Raw genomic sequence first — 15,454 nt, 5'->3', positions numbered from 1 at the left:
AATTTGAAATGTTAGATTTTCATAAGAATCATAAACTGCTGGTGGGCACAGCGCTATTTGGATTTTTGATGCTGAGTACTTTTGTTGCACTGGTACCTGCCTTTCAGATCCAACAAACCCAGCCCCTCCCTAGTATGGAGACCTTCTCGGAGGAGGAATTAAAAGGCCTGCACATTTATGTACAGGAAAACTGTATGTCATGCCACACACAACAGGTGAGAAATATAGAAATGGACAATACCTGGGGCAAACGGCCTTCCATCCCTTCCGATTATTACTACAGCAAGCAAAGGCAGGATCTGTGGAGGCAATCTCCATCACTTTTGGGAAGTGAAAGAACCGGTCCCGATCTTACGAACGTGGGGCAAAGGCAATCCGGAATGGACTGGCATTTACTTCACCTTTATAATCCAAGAATTGTAGTCAAGGAATCCATTATGCCTTCCTATCCCTGGTTATTTGACATTAAAGAAGAGTCGAAAATAAGGGATACAGACCATTTGGTTCCTGTTCCTCAAGAATTCCTAAATTCATCCACGAAAAAGGTCGTTGCTTCCCAAAAAGCCTTGGACCTGGTGGCCTATCTCCAATCTCTGAAGCAAGCCGAAATGCCTAAAAATTCTTCTGTCAGCTTCATACCTTCCTCTAAGGAGAATGAGTCTGTAGACGATTCAGGCGAGGAGTTGCTTCCGGATGGCGAGAATTTGTATATGAATAATTGTGCCGCCTGCCATCAGGCTGATGGGAGTGGATTGTCGGGAGCCTTTCCTCCCTTAGCCGGAAGCACCATTGTCAATGATGAAAATCCCGAAACTTTGATCCGAATCATCATGGAGGGCTATGATGCCAGACCAGAATATGGGGTAATGGCAGGCTTTCAGGAGACCCTTTCTGATGAGGAAATTACGGCGATTGTTAACCATGAACGCTCAAGCTGGGGAAATGCTGCCGATGCTGTCACTATTGACGAGGTAAAAGAAATCAGGTCATTTGTAAATTCACTTAAATAATAATCATCATGGAAACAAAAGAAATTTATCTGGAATCATTGATCACCGGTACCCCTCAGGAAGGCCGCGAACTGGCCATTAAACTTGCCCGTAAATCAATTGCCGCCATCCAGCCGGATAGCGAAACCCGTAAAAAACTCAGAAGTGACTATGCAGAGGATACTGCAAAGCTGATTGCTTCATCGCAGGTAATAGCCACAGAATTCCAAACCATTGCCATGGCAAATAATTTCTGGAAGTGATGGGAAAAGTAAAAACCATTTTGGTCAGCCTTGTCCTTTTCATGTATGCATCTGTAAGTTTTGCATGCGAGGTCTGTAAATCAAACCAGCCAAAAATGCTGGAAGACATTACCCACGGACAAGGGCCCCAGGGTAATGTAGATTATCTGATCACCTGGTCAGCTGCGGTTTTGGTTGCTTTTACCTTGTTTTTCAGTATCAAATATCTCGTCAAGCCCAAGGAGAACAGGCCTGGTCATATCAAAAACATTGTCTTGGAATAATAAAGTTGAAGCCATGGAAGATAACAGAACGGTAAAAATATTTCTTGACTCGGATCCCAAACCTTTTGCGGAATTTGCGCCCCCTGTGAAATTTGTTTTGGACACGACGAAAATCCCGGATGGAAAGCATACGCTTACAATCCTAGCCAAATCCACTTCAGGTAAGGAGGGGATTAAAACAATTCCATTTGAAGTAAGAAACGGACCGGATATTTCCGTTCTCGGAATTAAGGAGGGGGAAGTCGTCAACCAACAAATTCCAATTACGGTGAATTCGTATGGAAGCGAGCGTAACGATTTTTTCATGATCAGGGGCTCAGAGACCCCAAATGCGATTCCCGCCTGGGTTTGGGCCCTTATCATTTCTTTTGTCGGTTTTGCCGCATTTTATTTCACCATGTTCTGGAACCCGGAACTGTATAAATCCTTTTTCTGATGCAGAATAAAAGAGAAATTACCAGCATTGAAGACATTAAGCTAATGGTGGACAACTTCTATGGAAAAGTCCGAAATGATGATCTCCTTAAAGATATTTTCAACGAAAGAATTCAGGAAAGGTGGTCGGAACATCTGGAGAAAATGTACCGGTTTTGGCAAACTGTTTTATTGGACGAACACACCTACCATGGTAGCCCCTTTGTTCCACACGCAAAGTTGGCGGTGAACAAAGAACATTTTGACCGTTGGGTCCAGCTTTTCTTCGAAACGGTCGAAGAACAATTTTGTGGTGAGAGAGCAGATAGGGCCAAATGGCAGGGAGAAAGAATGGCTGAACTATTTCATAACAAAATCAAATATTATAAAAATAACCCTGTTCAGCCGATTTTATGATTAAAACCGAAAGTTTAAAAAGTTTGGAGACCAAACAGTCGATATTTAAACCATTAATCTAAAGCTTATTGTACATAAAACTGAATCAAACGATTTAAAATGTTAAGCCATGAATATCATAGATAAATTAATCGATCATGTGAATAAACCCAAAGAGGAAACAGAAAACACAGCTCCTGAAGGTTTATGTCCGGTTTGCTGGGGGATTCAGGAATATGATGGGAAATCCGGGTACTGGTAAAGGACAGGCAAATTGAAATCAACACCCAGCAAAAGAAAGACATTCTCTTAAAAGCTTTTTTTAAAGAACATATAGATGGTATACGGCTTCATGAGGGAGATGTCCATGCATGTCCAACCTGCTCGGGCAGGATGAGAAAGGGCAGATAAGTGGGATAAAATAATAAAAGATAAATTTGTCTTTTATTATTTTATACTTAACTTTGTCTTATTAAATAAAGGATTTGAGATTGTGAACATCCAATACCTGAAATCAGTAAAATTTATTAAAAGTTTTTAGGGTATTAATATATTAAAGTATCCATAGAAACAACAATAGAATTAGATGATGGAAACTGCACAAAAAATTACAATCGGGGAGTTGGTTGCCAAGGATTTTAGAGCTGCCACGGTGTTTGAATCATTTGGTATTGATTTCTGCTGCAAGGGCAACCGCACAATCGAGGAAGCTTGTGAAAAAAAGAGGATCGATGTTTCTGAAGTAAAGGTAGCGTTGGATAATTTGTTGTACAATTCTTCTGACGATAGCCATGATTACAATTTCTGGCCTTTGGATTTATTGGCAGATTATATTGAGAAGAAACATCACCGGTACATAGAGGAAAGGATTCCCCTCTTATTACAATACCTTAACAAACTTTGTAAGGTACATGGGGAAGCACATCCTGAGCTTTTCGAAATTACCCGGTTGTTCAGTGCAGGTGCAGGTGAACTCACCACACATATGAAAAAAGAGGAATTGATTTTATTCCCATACCTTAGAAAAATGGTAAAAAAACCCATTGGCACCAGCACTGTAAAGGCCTCAAATTTCAGGTCAGTGAAACTGCCGATCAACATGATGATGGAGGAGCATGAGGCAGAAGGAGATCGGTTTGAAAAAATAGCTGAGCTGACTAATAATTATAATCCTCCTGCCGATGCCTGCAATACCTATAAGGTCACTTATTCGTTGTTAGAAGAATTTGAGAGTGATTTGCATAGGCACATCCATTTGGAGAATAATATATTGTTTCCCAGATCGATTGCTTATGAGACAAAGGTACATCAATTGGAGTTAAAGTAAATTAAGTGAATTGACACCTACTTACTAAGTTTGAAAGGGTAGAAGGTTGTGTTGGTTAGGTCCCGTCGGTAACTGGGAATTGGTAACACCGTTATTTATTTCCTCCAACCGTCGGGTTTTTTTAATAAAGTTTAAGTTTTCGCAAAGCCACTTTTTCGGGTAATAGTGGAGTAAGGGTTTCAGCTATCCATTCGACCAATTTTTCGGCTGTTGGTTCGGATTCCATCCAAAATATTTTTAAGTCAGATGGATTGAATAAAGCTTGATTATCTCTGTTTTTTTTCAGGATTAAACCATGATCAACGACTACCCCAATATTTTCCTGAACCAGAGTTTTAAAGGCTTTAAAATCTAACAACATGTTATCCGAGCCTATTTTATGTGCTGACAATGTAACATGCAACTCATAGGTATGTCCATGAAGCTGATTACATGGTCCAACTTAGTTGGATATTCTTTGGGCGACTTCAAAGGTGAATATTTGGGTGATGCTCAACATTCTTTTTTTGATTTTTTTGTATCAACATAGCTTCAGAAACTTCAATAAGATTTCTTAATTCCAGCAATTCCGGGTCAAATATGGTTCGTTGATAACAAAGACGAATGATTTCTTTCCATCGGCAAATTTTCAGCCTGAAGGTTTCCAACTTTTCAGGTGTTACGGATTCCGAAAGCAACCACAGTGTCATCATGGATTTTAAGTCAAAACGAATACTTTGGATTTTTTGGGCGTTGTCTCTTTGATTATTTTCTTGAAGATAAGATTGGGATTGAAACTGCTGCTGCTCGATTTCAATTCCATTGTAGTTTTTCGTGATCGTTTCTACCACGTTTTTTGAAAAAACCAAAGCTTCCAGGAGGGAATTGGAGGCTAATCTATTGGCGCCATGAAGTCCTGTGGAAGCACATTCTCCCAAAGCAAACAACCGATCCATGCTGGATTGTCCTTTACTATCTGTTTCAAGACCACCACATTGATAGTGGGCAGCCGGGGCAACAGGAATCAGTTCATCTGTGATATCATATCCCTGATCGGCACAATACCGTACTACTCCGGGAAATTCAGCCAACAGTTTCTCACGCCCTAAATGCTTTGCATCCAGATAAACACAAGGCATATTGGAGTGTTTCATTTCCTTGTGAATCAAAGAAGTAACGATGTCCCTGGTGGCCAGTTCACCTCTGGCATCCCCCCGAAATAAAAATCTTTCTTTATTATGGTTTAAAATATGGGCTCCGGCTCCCCGCAATGCTTCCGTGATCAAGAAGGCCTTTCCATTTCGCCCATTGAAGAAGGCGGTGGGATGAATCTGGTAAAAATGAAGATCCCTGGTTTTAACACCTCCCCTAATTGCCATTGCTAATCCGTCACCCGTTGCTACAGTAGAGTTGGTGGTCCTGTCGAACAATTGCCCACAGCCTCCGGTCGCAAGAATGGTGACTTTTGCTCCAATAAAAAATACTTTTCGGTATCCAAGGTTGCAGGCGCTTACACCTTGACAATAATTCTGATTTCCCTCATCCCTCCTTGAAGTAATCAGATCTAATGCGAAAATCCCCCTCATTAACTTTATATTGTGATGTTGTTTGATTTTTGTCAAAAGCTTTTGTTGAATTTCCAAGCCGGTTCTGTCTTTATAATGAACAATTCTTGGCCTGGAATGTCCTCCTTCAAGTCCTAGAAGCAAACTTCCCTTCTGGTCTTTATCCAATTCCACTCCCCATCTCAGCAGATCCATTACACGGAAAGAAGCCAGATTAACGACCTTGACCACAACCTCCGGTATGCAAAAGCCCCTGCCCGAGGCCAAGGTATCCCGGATATGATCTCCTAAAGAATCTGGATTTTCCGTTAACACAGCGGCCATTCCTCCCTGCGCATATCGGGTATTGGACTCCTGGTCAAAACTTTTGTCTAAAACAGTGACCTGAATATCCGGATTACTTTCAGCCAAATGAAGAGCGCTGGACAATCCCGCAATACCAGATCCCACGATAAGCACATCGGTTTTCATTTTTTTGGATTATCAAGATAAAGACAGCATTTTTTGAATTGGTTTCAGGGCATTTTTCAGGATTAATGGGTCCATCAAAATCTCAGGTTTTTCCTTCACCATAGCCTGGTATAGTTTTTCTAAGGTATTTAATTTCATAAAGGCACATTCACTACATGCACAGGTATTGTCTTCGTTAGCCGGAGCTGGTATCAGAATTTTATTTGGAACAACTTGCTGCATTTGGTGTAAGATGCACGCTTCGGTTGCTACAATATAGAGTTGGTGTGTATCCTCTTTTACAAATCTCAGCATAGCGGAGGTAGAGCCCACAAAACGAGCTATTTTCAGTATGTGGGATTCGGATTCCGGATGAGCGATAAGCTTTGCATGGGGATATAATTTCCAAACATCAAGCAGCTTTGCCATGGAGAAGGCTTCATGAACCACACATGAACCGTCCCATAGCACTAATTTCCTTCCGGTTACATTTATCAGGTATTTTCCAAGGTTTTTGTCAGGAGCGAAAATTATGGGTTGACTCCTTGGAAAGGATTCGATGATCTTTTTTGCATTGGCAGAAGTACAAACGATATCACTCAAAGCCTTAACCTCGGCAGAACAATTGATATAAGTTATTGCAATATGGTCAGGATATCTATTTCTAAAATCCTGAAAAGCCGCCGCCGTACAATTATCAGACAGTGAACATCCCGCAGCCAAATCCGGCAATACTACCTTTTTTGTTGGATTGAGAATCTTTGCGGTTTCTGCCATGAAGTGTACCCCTGCAAATACAATTAAATCGGCCTGGGTTTCTACCGCTTTTCGGGAGAGTTCAAGGCTGTCTCCCACAAAATCTGCCAAATCCTGTATAGCTGCCTCCTGATAATAATGCGCTAAAATAATAGCGTTTTTTTCTTTTTTTAATCGTTTGATTTCCTTTTTGAGGAATTCAGAACGGTGGTGTTTCAATGCTGTCTTACTATTTTCCGGAATTTGGGGCATGTTTATTGGCTGCTTAATTGCATTTTTTAAAATTCTACATTCTCCGTTTATGCACCTGTAAAAATACCAATTCAATAAATAAGCCATTAATATTAAGCGCTTTAATTTAGGATAAAAAGGTATGATTTAAATCATTTAATAATATAAAGGATAAATTTGTCGCTTATTATTTCTGTCCGTAGTTTGCCCCTGGTTAAATCTTAAAAATCCCGATCTCACAACTTATGGAACAATATGTAATCAAAAGAAACGGTGAATATGAAACTTTCAAACCCTATAAAATTGAAGATGCATTAAAGAAAGGTTTCCAAAGTGTTGCTGTACCTTATACCACTTCTTTATTTGAAAAGATTTTATTTCGATTGGTTCCCAAAACTACCTGGGCAGTAGAAGACATCCAGGACATCATCGAACAGGAGCTTTTTGAAGCCGGGCTATTTGAAGTAATGCGGTCTTTTATGCTATACCGCCATACCCGAAAAATGCAGCGGGAACATGTAGCAGGGCTCAATGAAGATACTACCTATGTGGACAGTACACAGACAATCGAGGAATATGTAATGCAGACAGATTGGCGTATCAATGCCAATGCCAATACTTCCTACTCCAGTGCCGGTTTGGTCAACAACGTAGCGGGAAAAATTATTGCAAATTATTGGCTTGATAAGGTGTACAGTAAAGAAGAAGGATATGCCCATAGGAACGGTGATCTCCACATCCATGATCTGGATTGCCTTACCGGATACTGTGCCGGGTGGAGCCTCCGGGTATTGCTCAATGAAGGTTTTAATGGAGTTCGTGGCCGGGTAGAAAGCAAGCCTCCTTCCCATTTCCGTGAGGCTTTGGGACAGATGGCCAACTTTCTTGGCATCTTACAAAGTGAATGGGCTGGTGCCCAGGCATTTTCCTCTTTTGACACCTATCTCGCTCCCTATGTGTTTAAGGATGGTCTTTCTTTCAAAGATGTAGAAAAAGCCATTAGGTCTTTTGTGTATAACCTCAATGTACCAGCCAGGTGGGGACAGTCCCCATTTACCAATATCACATTGGATTGGGTGGTACCTGAAGACTTAAAAGAGCAAATCCCCACCAAAAATGACCTTCACTTTTTCACGGGAATCAACGAGCCAGAACTATTGCAAAAAGCGAAAGAAAGAGGTGTGCAGTCCCTTGATGGACTCAGCTATAAACATTTCCAAAAGGAAATGAGCATGATTAACAAGGCCTACTATACGGTCATGACCGAGGGAGATGCCAATGCACAACCATTTACATTTCCCATTCCTACAGTGAATATTACCGAGGATTTTGATTGGTATGGAGAAAATACAGACCTGCTGTTTGAAAATACCGCCAAAATCGGTTCTTCTTATTTCCAGAATTTTATAGGAAGTCAATACACCTACGATGAAAATGGGAATAGGGTAGAAAACCCATTGGCTTACAAACCCAATGCGGTCCGGAGTATGTGCTGTCGCCTGCAATTGGATCTACGTGAACTTCTTAAAAGAGGAAATGGTCTCTTCGGTTCTGCTGAGATGACAGGAAGCATCGGAGTAGTCACCATCAACATGGCAAGACTTGGATACATCTTTAGAGGAAACAAAGCGGGATTATACCAAAGGTTGGACCAGTTGATGGAAATTGCCAAATCTACCCTGGAGAAAAAAAGAGTTTTTATACAGGAGATGTACGATAGGGGTCTTTATCCGTATACCAAGCGCTACTTGAAGCATTTCCGTAATCATTTTTCAACTATCGGTGTCAACGGGATGAACGAAATGATCCTCAATTTCACTGACAGCAAGGAGGACCTTACAGGCCATTCAGGTCAAACCTTTGCGGCTGAAATCCTGGAACATATCAGAAACCGGATGAAGGAATTTCAGGAAGAAACAGGTAATCTTTACAATCTCGAAGCGACTCCTGCCGAAGGTACCACTTACAGATTCGCAAAGGAGGATGCGAAAAGATTTCCCAACATCGTTCAGGCAGGAATGGAGGAGAACATCTATTATACCAACAGTTCCCAAATACCGGTAGATTTTACAGATGATCCTTTTGAAGCATTGATGCTTCAGGATGATTTACAGTGCAAATATACCGGAGGCACAGTCCTACACCTATATATGCGGGAAAAAATTTCTTCACCCGAAGCTTGTAGAAACCTGGTAAAAAAGGTCTTGTCTAACTTCAAACTCCCCTATATCACGGTAACTCCTGTATTCAGTATTTGTCCAATTCATGGCTACCTCAACGGAGAACATGAATTTTGTCCTAAATGTGATGAAATATTGATCGATAGTTTAAACCAAAACCTCAATGATTATGCAAAACACCCTTGAAACTCAAAGCCTGCCTGAAACCCAAAATCTGCTGGAGAAGCATCAGGAAGCAAGAACAAAATGCCTCGTGTATACCCGGGTCATGGGCTATCATAGACCTGTAGAAAGTTTTAATATCGGAAAGAAAGGTGAACACAAACAAAGACAGCATTTTAACGAAAAGCCGTAATACGATAAGACCGATTTATAACATCAGTCCCTTTACATTACTGGATTTTCCGGATTTTGCAGCCTGCATTCTATGGTTTGCAGGTTGCAATATGCGTTGTGGCTATTGCTACAATCCTGAGATTGTGGAGGGAAAAGGAAGGGTTTCCTATGAGGAAGCCCTTTCCTTTTTGGATAAAAGGAAAAACCTCCTAGATGGAGTGGTGCTTAGCGGAGGAGAATGCACCCTGCATCAAGGCCTGCCTTGGTTGGCCAGTCAAATCAAAAGGAAAGGCATGAAAGTCAAAATCGATACCAATGGCAGCAGGCCTTCTGTGCTCGAAAACCTGATTGCAGAAAGATTGGTGGACTACCTGGCGTTGGATTTCAAGTCATTGCCGGAAAATTTCCAGTCCGTTACCAAATCAAAATTTTTTGCTGCTTTTGAGGAAAGTCTGGAATTATTGGTGTACAGCAAAGTCCCTTTTGAAGTCAGAACCACGATACATTCACATTTATTTACCCCAAAGGATATTACCGAAATGGTCAAGTTCCTTGAGGCCTCTGGCTACCAGGGCAATTATTATTTACAGCATTTCGTAGGTAATACAAGAACCTTGGAAGAGCTTCCTCCAAGCGAACTAAGAAAAATTGAAAGAGATTATTCTGTGCCAGGGATCAAGGTAATCTGGAGAAAATGACCTTAAGAATTAATAAACAGAAACCCACAAGAATTTAAGACCAGAGGTGTCATCTCCTTGATTTTTCCTTCTAACCAAGCAGATTTATTGTCTTTTGCATTCCCGGGCCCCAGGAGTCAGCATTACCACCTGTAAGGTGGAGAAGGTACTGTCCAGGACAAAAGTCTCGACAGGTCTGACTTGTAAATAAAATGGAATATTATGGGGAATCTTCAAAATCATGCGGCCATTGAGCTTACTATTGTAATGATAAGGAAACAGATTCCTATCACTGTGATCTGCCAAAACCGATTAGCTTTTCTCAATTCCATAAACTCAAAAGCTACCAAATAAAACTTCACACCTGCTATTCCCATAAAAAACACCGCCAAGAATCCAAACATGTTCCAGTCAAAAATTGTAGCCAATCCGGTCAATAATGTCAATGCGATCAAAATGACCAATGTAAATAGCGTTTTATTTTTCATTTTCAGAATATCAGATAAAGTGATGGAAACAATAGCAGCCAAACCAAATCACACATGTGCCAGAATGCGGCTCCTGCCTCTAGATCGCCTACTGAAATAGCTGAGTTAACGGCTCTCATTTTGTACAGCATCCATCCCAAAATAACCATCCCAACCAGGACATGTACCAAATGGAATCCTGTGAGCAACCAATAGAAAGTGAAGAACATATTGTCGTCCATATCGATGCCCGAGCTCAGCTTTTCATAGTATTCAAAGGTTTTGATCCCCATAAATATTCCCCCACCGATCAATGTCCATTTCAAATATTGATTTGTTTTTGCTTTGTATCCTTTCCTATAGAAATCAACCGCACTTGCCATCATATATCCACTGAGCAGCAGTACCATGGTGTTGGCAGTGCCCAGTCCAATATTGAGTTGTATGCGGGAATCATGGAAAAGAACGGGTTCCAAACTTCCATAATAGACAAAACCGATCAACCCCAGGCCGAATGTAAATAATTCAAGCAAGATGATGATCCAAAGTAGCAGACCTCCCGGTGGATAGAATATATCTCTATGGTCGATTTTTTCAATTTTTACTTCCATCCTAACAGTCTTTTTTCTCCTTCAATATCCTTAATACCAGTAATATCCTGCGCCACCTCTATGACTCCGGGGTAATTTTTTCCGGAATCTCTTACAGCGAAATAGCGGATATAAATCAACCAGCCTTCTCCAGGAACGAGAAAAGCTGATTTTCCTTTCTTTCATAGCGGCGCTCAATGCTGTTTAGTTTGTTGAATAAATTGTAGAATAGCTGGTATTCATTTTCAATATCGGTTTGGTTCAGTTCATCAATCAATTGATGGATCAAGGCTGTTTCCTGCAAATAGGTATGTATAGGATGAACTTTGGGAAGGTCTATTTCCTGTTTGTAGGCATTCATACTATTGTTGTTTAATCTTTTCATATAATTTGACTAAGGATGGCAATAACTCCACTGGTGTAGTCAGAATTTGATAGTGATTTTGACCGAACATCTGGGGCAGGTAATATTTTGCTTGGGCCTCAATTGCCAGGGCATAGGAATTGATCTGTTTCTCATTCAGTTCTCTCAATGCTTGCTTTACATCCTGAACCCCATATTTTCCTTCATATTTATCATAGTCATTTGGCTTTCCGTCAGAGATCAGAATCAGCCATTTATTTTTCGTATTTCTTTTCTCCAATCTGCCACCGGCATGCCGCAATGCTGCACCGATTCTGGTATAACCCTGAGGATCTACTGCACCGATTTTTTGCTTTCCTTTTTGCCAGGATTCATCAAAATCTTTGAGGGTTAAGAAGGTGGAATAATTTCTGGTTTTGGAATAAAAGCTGTCTATGGAGAAATCAATATTGAACTCATCCAGTATTTCTCCAAATAGGATGGAAACTTCCTTTTCTACATCAATGACTCTGTTATTGGCAGCATAGCCGTCACTAGACAAACTGATATCCAACAAGAGTAATATGGAAAGGTCTTTTTCCTTTTTCCTGTTTGAAATATAGATGTTTTCAGAGGGAGTCTTCCGGGCATGCACATCAGTGAATAAGTCTGTCAGCGAATCAATATCAAATTCATCGCCCTGACTTTGCCTTTTCTGCTGCATCATTTTGTTATTGACAGAAGTGAGCATCTTCCGGAGTCCCATCAGCGTTGATGCATTTTTAGCTATTGTTTTCTGATAATAGGGGATATCTGTTTTCGCCTGCAACCTGGGATATACCTTACAAAAATTGGGTTTGTAGCATCTTTTCTTAAAATCCCATTCATCATATTGTAGAAAAAATCCCTTTTCGTCAGATTCCGAACTTTCCGAAACGGTGGTGTTTTCCACGAATTCTGCCTGATAGACAGAATGTGCCGTATCATCCACCCTGACAGTAAACTTCATACTCAATTCTTCCAAAGCATCCTGATGATCCGCCAAATCATCTTTCCCATCAAAATCCCGCCACACCCCGTTGGCCTCCTCGGCAGTCTCCACCTTTTCAAAATTGTGGGTCATGACATAATCCTCCTGTTGTTTCTTGTCAATCGTCAGATTTTTTACCTCCTCTACTGCTTTTGCTTGAAGGGTCGTAGTCGGTGAAGGATCATTTTTCTTTTTTGTTTGATCGTCAAAATTTATGAGTAGGTTCTCTCCATCCGAATCACTACTATCATACATCCACTTCCCATAAAGCCATGAGTAATCTACCGGACTATTGGGTTTACTCTTTTCTTCATAATGCTTTTTGAAGCGCCTGTGAAGTTGATTTGCAATACTATATTCCACTTGAAGCTTGTCCAAAACCGCCTGTGAACTTTGATAGGCCATCTGTCGGGAAAGAATCAGGTCGTCGGTCTCTTTTTGCCAGTTTGCCCCCAAATCCTGCTGTACACTTAGATAAAGTGTCCGGAAAAAATAGAACGAAAGATTTTCTTCCCAGGTGGAAAATTCAGCAAAAGAAATCGGTAAAAAGAAGTTGTTATTTTTATATCCCCCTTCTCTTTCGGCCGGGAAAATTTCAATGGTTTTCCCGGTGATGGCACGGGAAAGAATGGTCAGACGTGGTTTGATTTTTTCTAAATCCACTTTATGGTCCATTTTTTCCTCCGACGACTGACGGCTTTTTCTAAAGTATTTGACTACTTTACCATAAATCCATTCATCCAAATCAAGTCCCATAGCTTCTTTATTTCTATCCTTCTTCCAATTTATTTCTTTCTATATCATCAACCCTACCAAATCCTTCAAAGACTGAATAGTCTGTGGATCATCAGTCAGGGGTTCAACAATTGCTACATGAACTGATAACCGTTTGGGTAATCCGGTATGAATCAGCTTTGCTGCATCAACCAAAAGCCTCGTGGAAACTGTTTCAGTCAGGCCTAATTCGGTCAGGTTTCGGATTTTCGCCGCAATGGCTACCAGTTTTTTGGCTATATCACTATCCACTGCAGTTTCATTCACCAATATCTCTGTCTCGATTTTGGCTTCAGGATAGTCGAAGGTAAGTGCAATAAACCGTTGCCTGGTTGAAGGTTTCAGCTCTTTGAATCCCCTTTGATATCCCGGATTGAATGAAGCGATAAGCATAAAGTCCTCTTGGGCCTTCACTGTCTCTCCCAATTTATCAATAAAAAGCTCCCTTCTATGGTCAGTAAGAGAGTGAATGGCCACGATCACATCCGGTCTTGCTTCAGCCACTTCATCCAGATACAAAATGGCTCCCTCCTTGACAGCAGTGGTTAAAGGCCCATCCAGCCATACTGTTTCGGCCCCTTTGATAATAAATCTTCCTATCAAATCAGTGGATGAAGTTTCTTCATGACAGCTTATTGTGATCAGCTTTTTTTCAAGAGCGTGGGCCATGTATTCCACAAAACGGGATTTGCCTGTTCCAGTGGGCCCTTTGAGCAACATGGGTATTTTGTTTTGAAACGCATGGGAAAAGACTTCCGATTCCTTTTGTGTTTCATGATAATAAGGCGCTGTAAGTATCATAATGCAATCTATTTGAATGGCTTAAGCATCCAGACCATCATTGGAATGGTCTGGATTTTTGATTGAATAATCAGGTAAGAACCTGTTTGTTGAAACAAACCCTGGGGCTACGGAATCGGCCCAAAAATGTCTTTGAGGGAGTAGCCGCTAATGGACAAGCGCAGGTTCCTCCTCCTTTTTCATCTCAAGGGCCTCATCAGTAGGCCTTCCATATTTGATGAATTCATAGATATACAATCCTATACCAGTAGCAAATAAGGAGGCATTGAGCAACATTACCACAAAGTGGATTTTCACTTCTTCCTGAGCCACCATAAAATCCATGCTCAATCTTCTTTCCAGATAAACCTGCACTACACCTGCTACCCCCATGGCAACCACCATTCCCAACATTCCTATATTGGAAAGCCAGAAAGCCAGGTGACCATTGGTCTTGTCATGTCGTTTTCTTCCTGTCATGTTTGGCATGGCGTAGCTGATGATGGCCAATACAATCATGACATAAGCCCCCCAAAAAGCATAATGACCATGCATTGCAGTTATCAATGTCCCGTGGGTATATAAATTTACCTGCGGCAGGGTGTGTGCAAACCCCAATAAGCCGGCTCCTACAAAAGATACTATGGCCGAACCGATAGTCCAGAAAAGTGCAATCTTATTGGGATGGTTTCTTTCACCCTTTCGGTACATATACACTGCAAACAATGCCATCGCCAGGAATGCCAACGGCTCTAAAGCCGAAAATACACCCCCTACAATCAACCAGATTTTATTGACACCGATATAATAATAGTGATGGCCGGTTCCCAAAATTCCTGATAAGAAGGTAAGTCCAACAATTACATATAGCCATTTTTCGATCACTTCCCGGTCCACACCGGTCAACTTGATCAGCAAAAATGCCAGAATACCTCCCATAATCAATTCCCAAACACCTTCTACCCAAAGGTGGACCACCCACCAACGGAAAAAGGAATCGGTAACCTGGGAGTCAAACCAAATCATGCCCGGCAAGTACAACAGGGCGGCAAACACCAAACCCATTGTCAGGACCAATGCGGTCGTCGTCCTTCTTTTACCTTTGTAAAGTGTGGTTAAAATAATCCCTAAAAACAGCAGAACATTGATTACAACCAGATAGTCCAGTTCTCTTGGGATTTCAAGGAATTTACGTCCTTCCCAAATATTGAAATGATACCCGGTAATGGCCAGCACCCCTACCAAGGCTAGGGAAATCAGCTGGACATAAGCCCATTTCACACTGACCAGTTCTCTTTGGGCTTCTTCCGGAATTATATAATAAGCTGCTCCCATAAATCCGGACAGCAACCAAACAACTAGCAAATTTGTATGAACAGCCCTTGCAGTATTGAAGGGTATCCAATCATGAAGCCCATCCATACCTATTCGGGCAAAGCCCATGATAAATCCATAGACTATCTGTAAAGCGAAAAGGAGCATACACAGCGCGAAAAACCAGTAAGCTACCTGTTGTGATTTGTATTTCATCTGTTTATATTTTGATTTTCAAAGGTCAGAACTTGTCCCGATTTATCGGGGTGGAATCTCGCTATACTAAACATCCCACTGTGTGGCGTGTTCGTCATGCTCGATTTCATATAA

The 15,454-nt window shown here is 41.1% G+C and carries 18 protein-coding genes and 1 pseudogene; 10 read left to right on the top strand and 9 right to left on the bottom strand.

The genetic code is table 11. The annotated features are described in order from the left end of the window. Positions 1–8 precede the first annotated feature (8 nt). The 7 genes from GKS34_RS19875 to ric all read left to right on the top strand — a co-directional run bounded on the left by GKS34_RS19875 (position 9) and on the right by ric (position 3,652). On the top strand, positions 9–1,010 hold the full coding sequence (locus tag GKS34_RS19875; protein ID WP_163386737.1) for a cbb3-type cytochrome c oxidase subunit II: 1,002 nt from the start codon (positions 9–11) through the stop codon (positions 1,008–1,010). 8 nt (positions 1,011–1,018) lie between these two features. Continuing rightward, positions 1,019–1,252 (top strand): hexameric tyrosine-coordinated heme protein, encoded by a 234-nt coding sequence (locus GKS34_RS19870; protein ID WP_163386736.1) that lies wholly within the window; start codon positions 1,019–1,021, stop codon positions 1,250–1,252. After that, a complete protein-coding gene (locus GKS34_RS19865) occupies positions 1,252–1,515 on the top strand; it encodes a hypothetical protein (protein WP_163386735.1) in 264 nt (87 codons plus the stop codon). Before GKS34_RS19870 ends, GKS34_RS19865 begins: the two co-directional genes overlap by 1 nt. Before the next feature lie 13 nt (positions 1,516–1,528). Continuing rightward, positions 1,529–1,951: a cytochrome C gene (locus tag GKS34_RS19860; protein ID WP_163386734.1), complete on the top strand. Its 423-nt coding sequence runs from the start codon at positions 1,529–1,531 to the stop codon at positions 1,949–1,951. Further along, positions 1,951–2,346 carry a group III truncated hemoglobin gene (locus GKS34_RS19855; protein WP_163386733.1) on the top strand — a complete coding sequence of 132 codons (396 nt, stop codon included), beginning with the start codon at positions 1,951–1,953 and terminating at the stop codon, positions 2,344–2,346. Before GKS34_RS19860 ends, GKS34_RS19855 begins: the two co-directional genes overlap by 1 nt. 109 nt (positions 2,347–2,455) lie before the next feature. Then, the gene (locus GKS34_RS23650) at positions 2,456–2,587 is read left to right on the top strand and encodes a hypothetical protein (protein ID WP_262888595.1); all 132 of its coding nucleotides are present in this window, start codon (positions 2,456–2,458) and stop codon (positions 2,585–2,587) included. 324 nt (positions 2,588–2,911) lie between these two features. Next, positions 2,912–3,652 (top strand): iron-sulfur cluster repair di-iron protein, encoded by a 741-nt coding sequence (gene ric, locus GKS34_RS19850; protein WP_240459380.1) that lies wholly within the window; start codon positions 2,912–2,914, stop codon positions 3,650–3,652. A 121-nt stretch (positions 3,653–3,773) separates the two neighbouring features. Here the strand turns inward: ric and GKS34_RS19845 are convergent. The 3 genes and pseudogenes from GKS34_RS19845 to nadA form a co-directional block, all read right to left on the bottom strand. Then, positions 3,774–4,079 (bottom strand): annotated as a pseudogene (locus GKS34_RS19845) (6-pyruvoyl trahydropterin synthase family protein); the annotation flags it as partial. 40 nt (positions 4,080–4,119) lie between these two features. Beyond that, complete coding sequence (locus GKS34_RS19840) at positions 4,120–5,667, bottom strand: L-aspartate oxidase (RefSeq protein WP_163386731.1); 1,548 nt, start codon at positions 5,665–5,667, stop codon at positions 4,120–4,122. Positions 5,668–5,679: 12 nt separating this feature from the next. Beyond that, positions 5,680–6,654 carry a quinolinate synthase NadA gene (gene nadA / locus GKS34_RS19835; RefSeq protein WP_163386730.1) on the bottom strand — a complete coding sequence of 325 codons (975 nt, stop codon included), beginning with the start codon at positions 6,652–6,654 and terminating at the stop codon, positions 5,680–5,682. Between the two features lie 224 nt (positions 6,655–6,878). Between nadA and GKS34_RS19830 the strand changes: the two genes are divergently transcribed. The 3 genes from GKS34_RS19830 to GKS34_RS19820 are packed head-to-tail and all read left to right on the top strand — an operon-like array spanning position 6,879 to position 9,847. Next, on the top strand, positions 6,879–8,999 hold the full coding sequence (locus GKS34_RS19830) for a ribonucleoside triphosphate reductase (RefSeq protein ID WP_163386729.1): 2,121 nt from the start codon (positions 6,879–6,881) through the stop codon (positions 8,997–8,999). After that, positions 8,983–9,168, top strand: a complete 186-nt coding sequence (nrdD, locus tag GKS34_RS23645; RefSeq protein WP_163386728.1) for an anaerobic ribonucleoside-triphosphate reductase — start codon at positions 8,983–8,985, stop codon at positions 9,166–9,168. Before GKS34_RS19830 ends, nrdD begins: the two co-directional genes overlap by 17 nt. Then, positions 9,128–9,847 (top strand): anaerobic ribonucleoside-triphosphate reductase activating protein, encoded by a 720-nt coding sequence (locus tag GKS34_RS19820; protein ID WP_163386727.1) that lies wholly within the window; start codon positions 9,128–9,130, stop codon positions 9,845–9,847. The genes nrdD and GKS34_RS19820 overlap by 41 nt, the downstream gene beginning before the upstream one ends. Before the next feature lie 218 nt (positions 9,848–10,065). Here the strand turns inward: GKS34_RS19820 and GKS34_RS19815 are convergent, their stop codons facing one another. The 6 genes from GKS34_RS19815 to GKS34_RS19790 all read right to left on the bottom strand — a co-directional run bounded on the left by GKS34_RS19815 (position 10,066) and on the right by GKS34_RS19790 (position 15,340). Beyond that, complete coding sequence (locus GKS34_RS19815) at positions 10,066–10,314, bottom strand: cytochrome C oxidase subunit IV family protein (protein ID WP_163386726.1); 249 nt, start codon at positions 10,312–10,314, stop codon at positions 10,066–10,068. Positions 10,315–10,316: 2 nt separating this feature from the next. Beyond that, positions 10,317–10,904, bottom strand: a complete 588-nt coding sequence (locus GKS34_RS19810) for a cytochrome c oxidase subunit 3 (RefSeq protein WP_163386725.1) — start codon at positions 10,902–10,904, stop codon at positions 10,317–10,319. Positions 10,905–11,019: 115 nt separating this feature from the next. Continuing rightward, positions 11,020–11,244 carry a hypothetical protein gene (locus GKS34_RS19805; protein ID WP_205602114.1) on the bottom strand — a complete coding sequence of 75 codons (225 nt, stop codon included), beginning with the start codon at positions 11,242–11,244 and terminating at the stop codon, positions 11,020–11,022. Between the two features lies 1 nt (position 11,245). Further along, positions 11,246–13,012: a nitric oxide reductase activation protein NorD gene (locus tag GKS34_RS19800; protein WP_163386724.1), complete on the bottom strand. Its 1,767-nt coding sequence runs from the start codon at positions 13,010–13,012 to the stop codon at positions 11,246–11,248. Positions 13,013–13,051: 39 nt separating this feature from the next. Beyond that, a complete protein-coding gene (locus GKS34_RS19795) occupies positions 13,052–13,831 on the bottom strand; it encodes a CbbQ/NirQ/NorQ/GpvN family protein (protein WP_163386723.1) in 780 nt (259 codons plus the stop codon). 147 nt (positions 13,832–13,978) lie between these two features. Then, on the bottom strand, positions 13,979–15,340 hold the full coding sequence (locus tag GKS34_RS19790; protein WP_163386722.1) for a cbb3-type cytochrome c oxidase subunit I: 1,362 nt from the start codon (positions 15,338–15,340) through the stop codon (positions 13,979–13,981). Between the last annotated feature and the right edge of the window lie 114 nt (positions 15,341–15,454).

The organism is Cyclobacterium jeungdonense, assembly GCF_010994275.1.
Lineage (GTDB): Bacteria > Bacteroidota > Bacteroidia > Cytophagales > Cyclobacteriaceae > Cyclobacterium > Cyclobacterium jeungdonense.
Note: the sequence above shows the minus strand (reverse complement) of the source record. Positions and strands in the feature narration are given on the sequence as shown.

What these genes read in the sequence shown, in the direction of transcription:
- GKS34_RS19870 (WP_163386736.1), top strand. Translation starts at nt 1,019, where the DNA reads ATGGAAACAAAAGAAATTTATCTGGAATCATTGATCACCGGTACCCCT.
- GKS34_RS19790 (WP_163386722.1), bottom strand. Translation starts at nt 15,340, where the DNA reads ATGAAATACAAATCACAACAGGTAGCTTACTGGTTTTTCGCGCTGTGT.
- GKS34_RS19810 (WP_163386725.1), bottom strand. Translation starts at nt 10,904, where the DNA reads ATGGAAGTAAAAATTGAAAAAATCGACCATAGAGATATATTCTATCCA.
- GKS34_RS19830 (WP_163386729.1), top strand. Translation starts at nt 6,879, where the DNA reads ATGGAACAATATGTAATCAAAAGAAACGGTGAATATGAAACTTTCAAA.
- GKS34_RS19795 (WP_163386723.1), bottom strand. Translation starts at nt 13,831, where the DNA reads ATGATACTTACAGCGCCTTATTATCATGAAACACAAAAGGAATCGGAA.
- GKS34_RS23650 (WP_262888595.1), top strand. Translation starts at nt 2,456, where the DNA reads ATGAATATCATAGATAAATTAATCGATCATGTGAATAAACCCAAAGAG.
- GKS34_RS19805 (WP_205602114.1), bottom strand. Translation starts at nt 11,244, where the DNA reads ATGAATGCCTACAAACAGGAAATAGACCTTCCCAAAGTTCATCCTATA.
- nadA (WP_163386730.1), bottom strand. Translation starts at nt 6,654, where the DNA reads ATGCCCCAAATTCCGGAAAATAGTAAGACAGCATTGAAACACCACCGT.
- GKS34_RS19815 (WP_163386726.1), bottom strand. Translation starts at nt 10,314, where the DNA reads ATGAAAAATAAAACGCTATTTACATTGGTCATTTTGATCGCATTGACA.
- GKS34_RS19855 (WP_163386733.1), top strand. Translation starts at nt 1,951, where the DNA reads ATGCAGAATAAAAGAGAAATTACCAGCATTGAAGACATTAAGCTAATG.
- GKS34_RS19875 (WP_163386737.1), top strand. Translation starts at nt 9, where the DNA reads ATGTTAGATTTTCATAAGAATCATAAACTGCTGGTGGGCACAGCGCTA.
- GKS34_RS19860 (WP_163386734.1), top strand. Translation starts at nt 1,529, where the DNA reads ATGGAAGATAACAGAACGGTAAAAATATTTCTTGACTCGGATCCCAAA.
- GKS34_RS19800 (WP_163386724.1), bottom strand. Translation starts at nt 13,012, where the DNA reads ATGGGACTTGATTTGGATGAATGGATTTATGGTAAAGTAGTCAAATAC.
- nrdD (WP_163386728.1), top strand. Translation starts at nt 8,983, where the DNA reads ATGCAAAACACCCTTGAAACTCAAAGCCTGCCTGAAACCCAAAATCTG.
- GKS34_RS19865 (WP_163386735.1), top strand. Translation starts at nt 1,252, where the DNA reads ATGGGAAAAGTAAAAACCATTTTGGTCAGCCTTGTCCTTTTCATGTAT.
- GKS34_RS19840 (WP_163386731.1), bottom strand. Translation starts at nt 5,667, where the DNA reads ATGAAAACCGATGTGCTTATCGTGGGATCTGGTATTGCGGGATTGTCC.
- ric (WP_240459380.1), top strand. Translation starts at nt 2,912, where the DNA reads ATGATGGAAACTGCACAAAAAATTACAATCGGGGAGTTGGTTGCCAAG.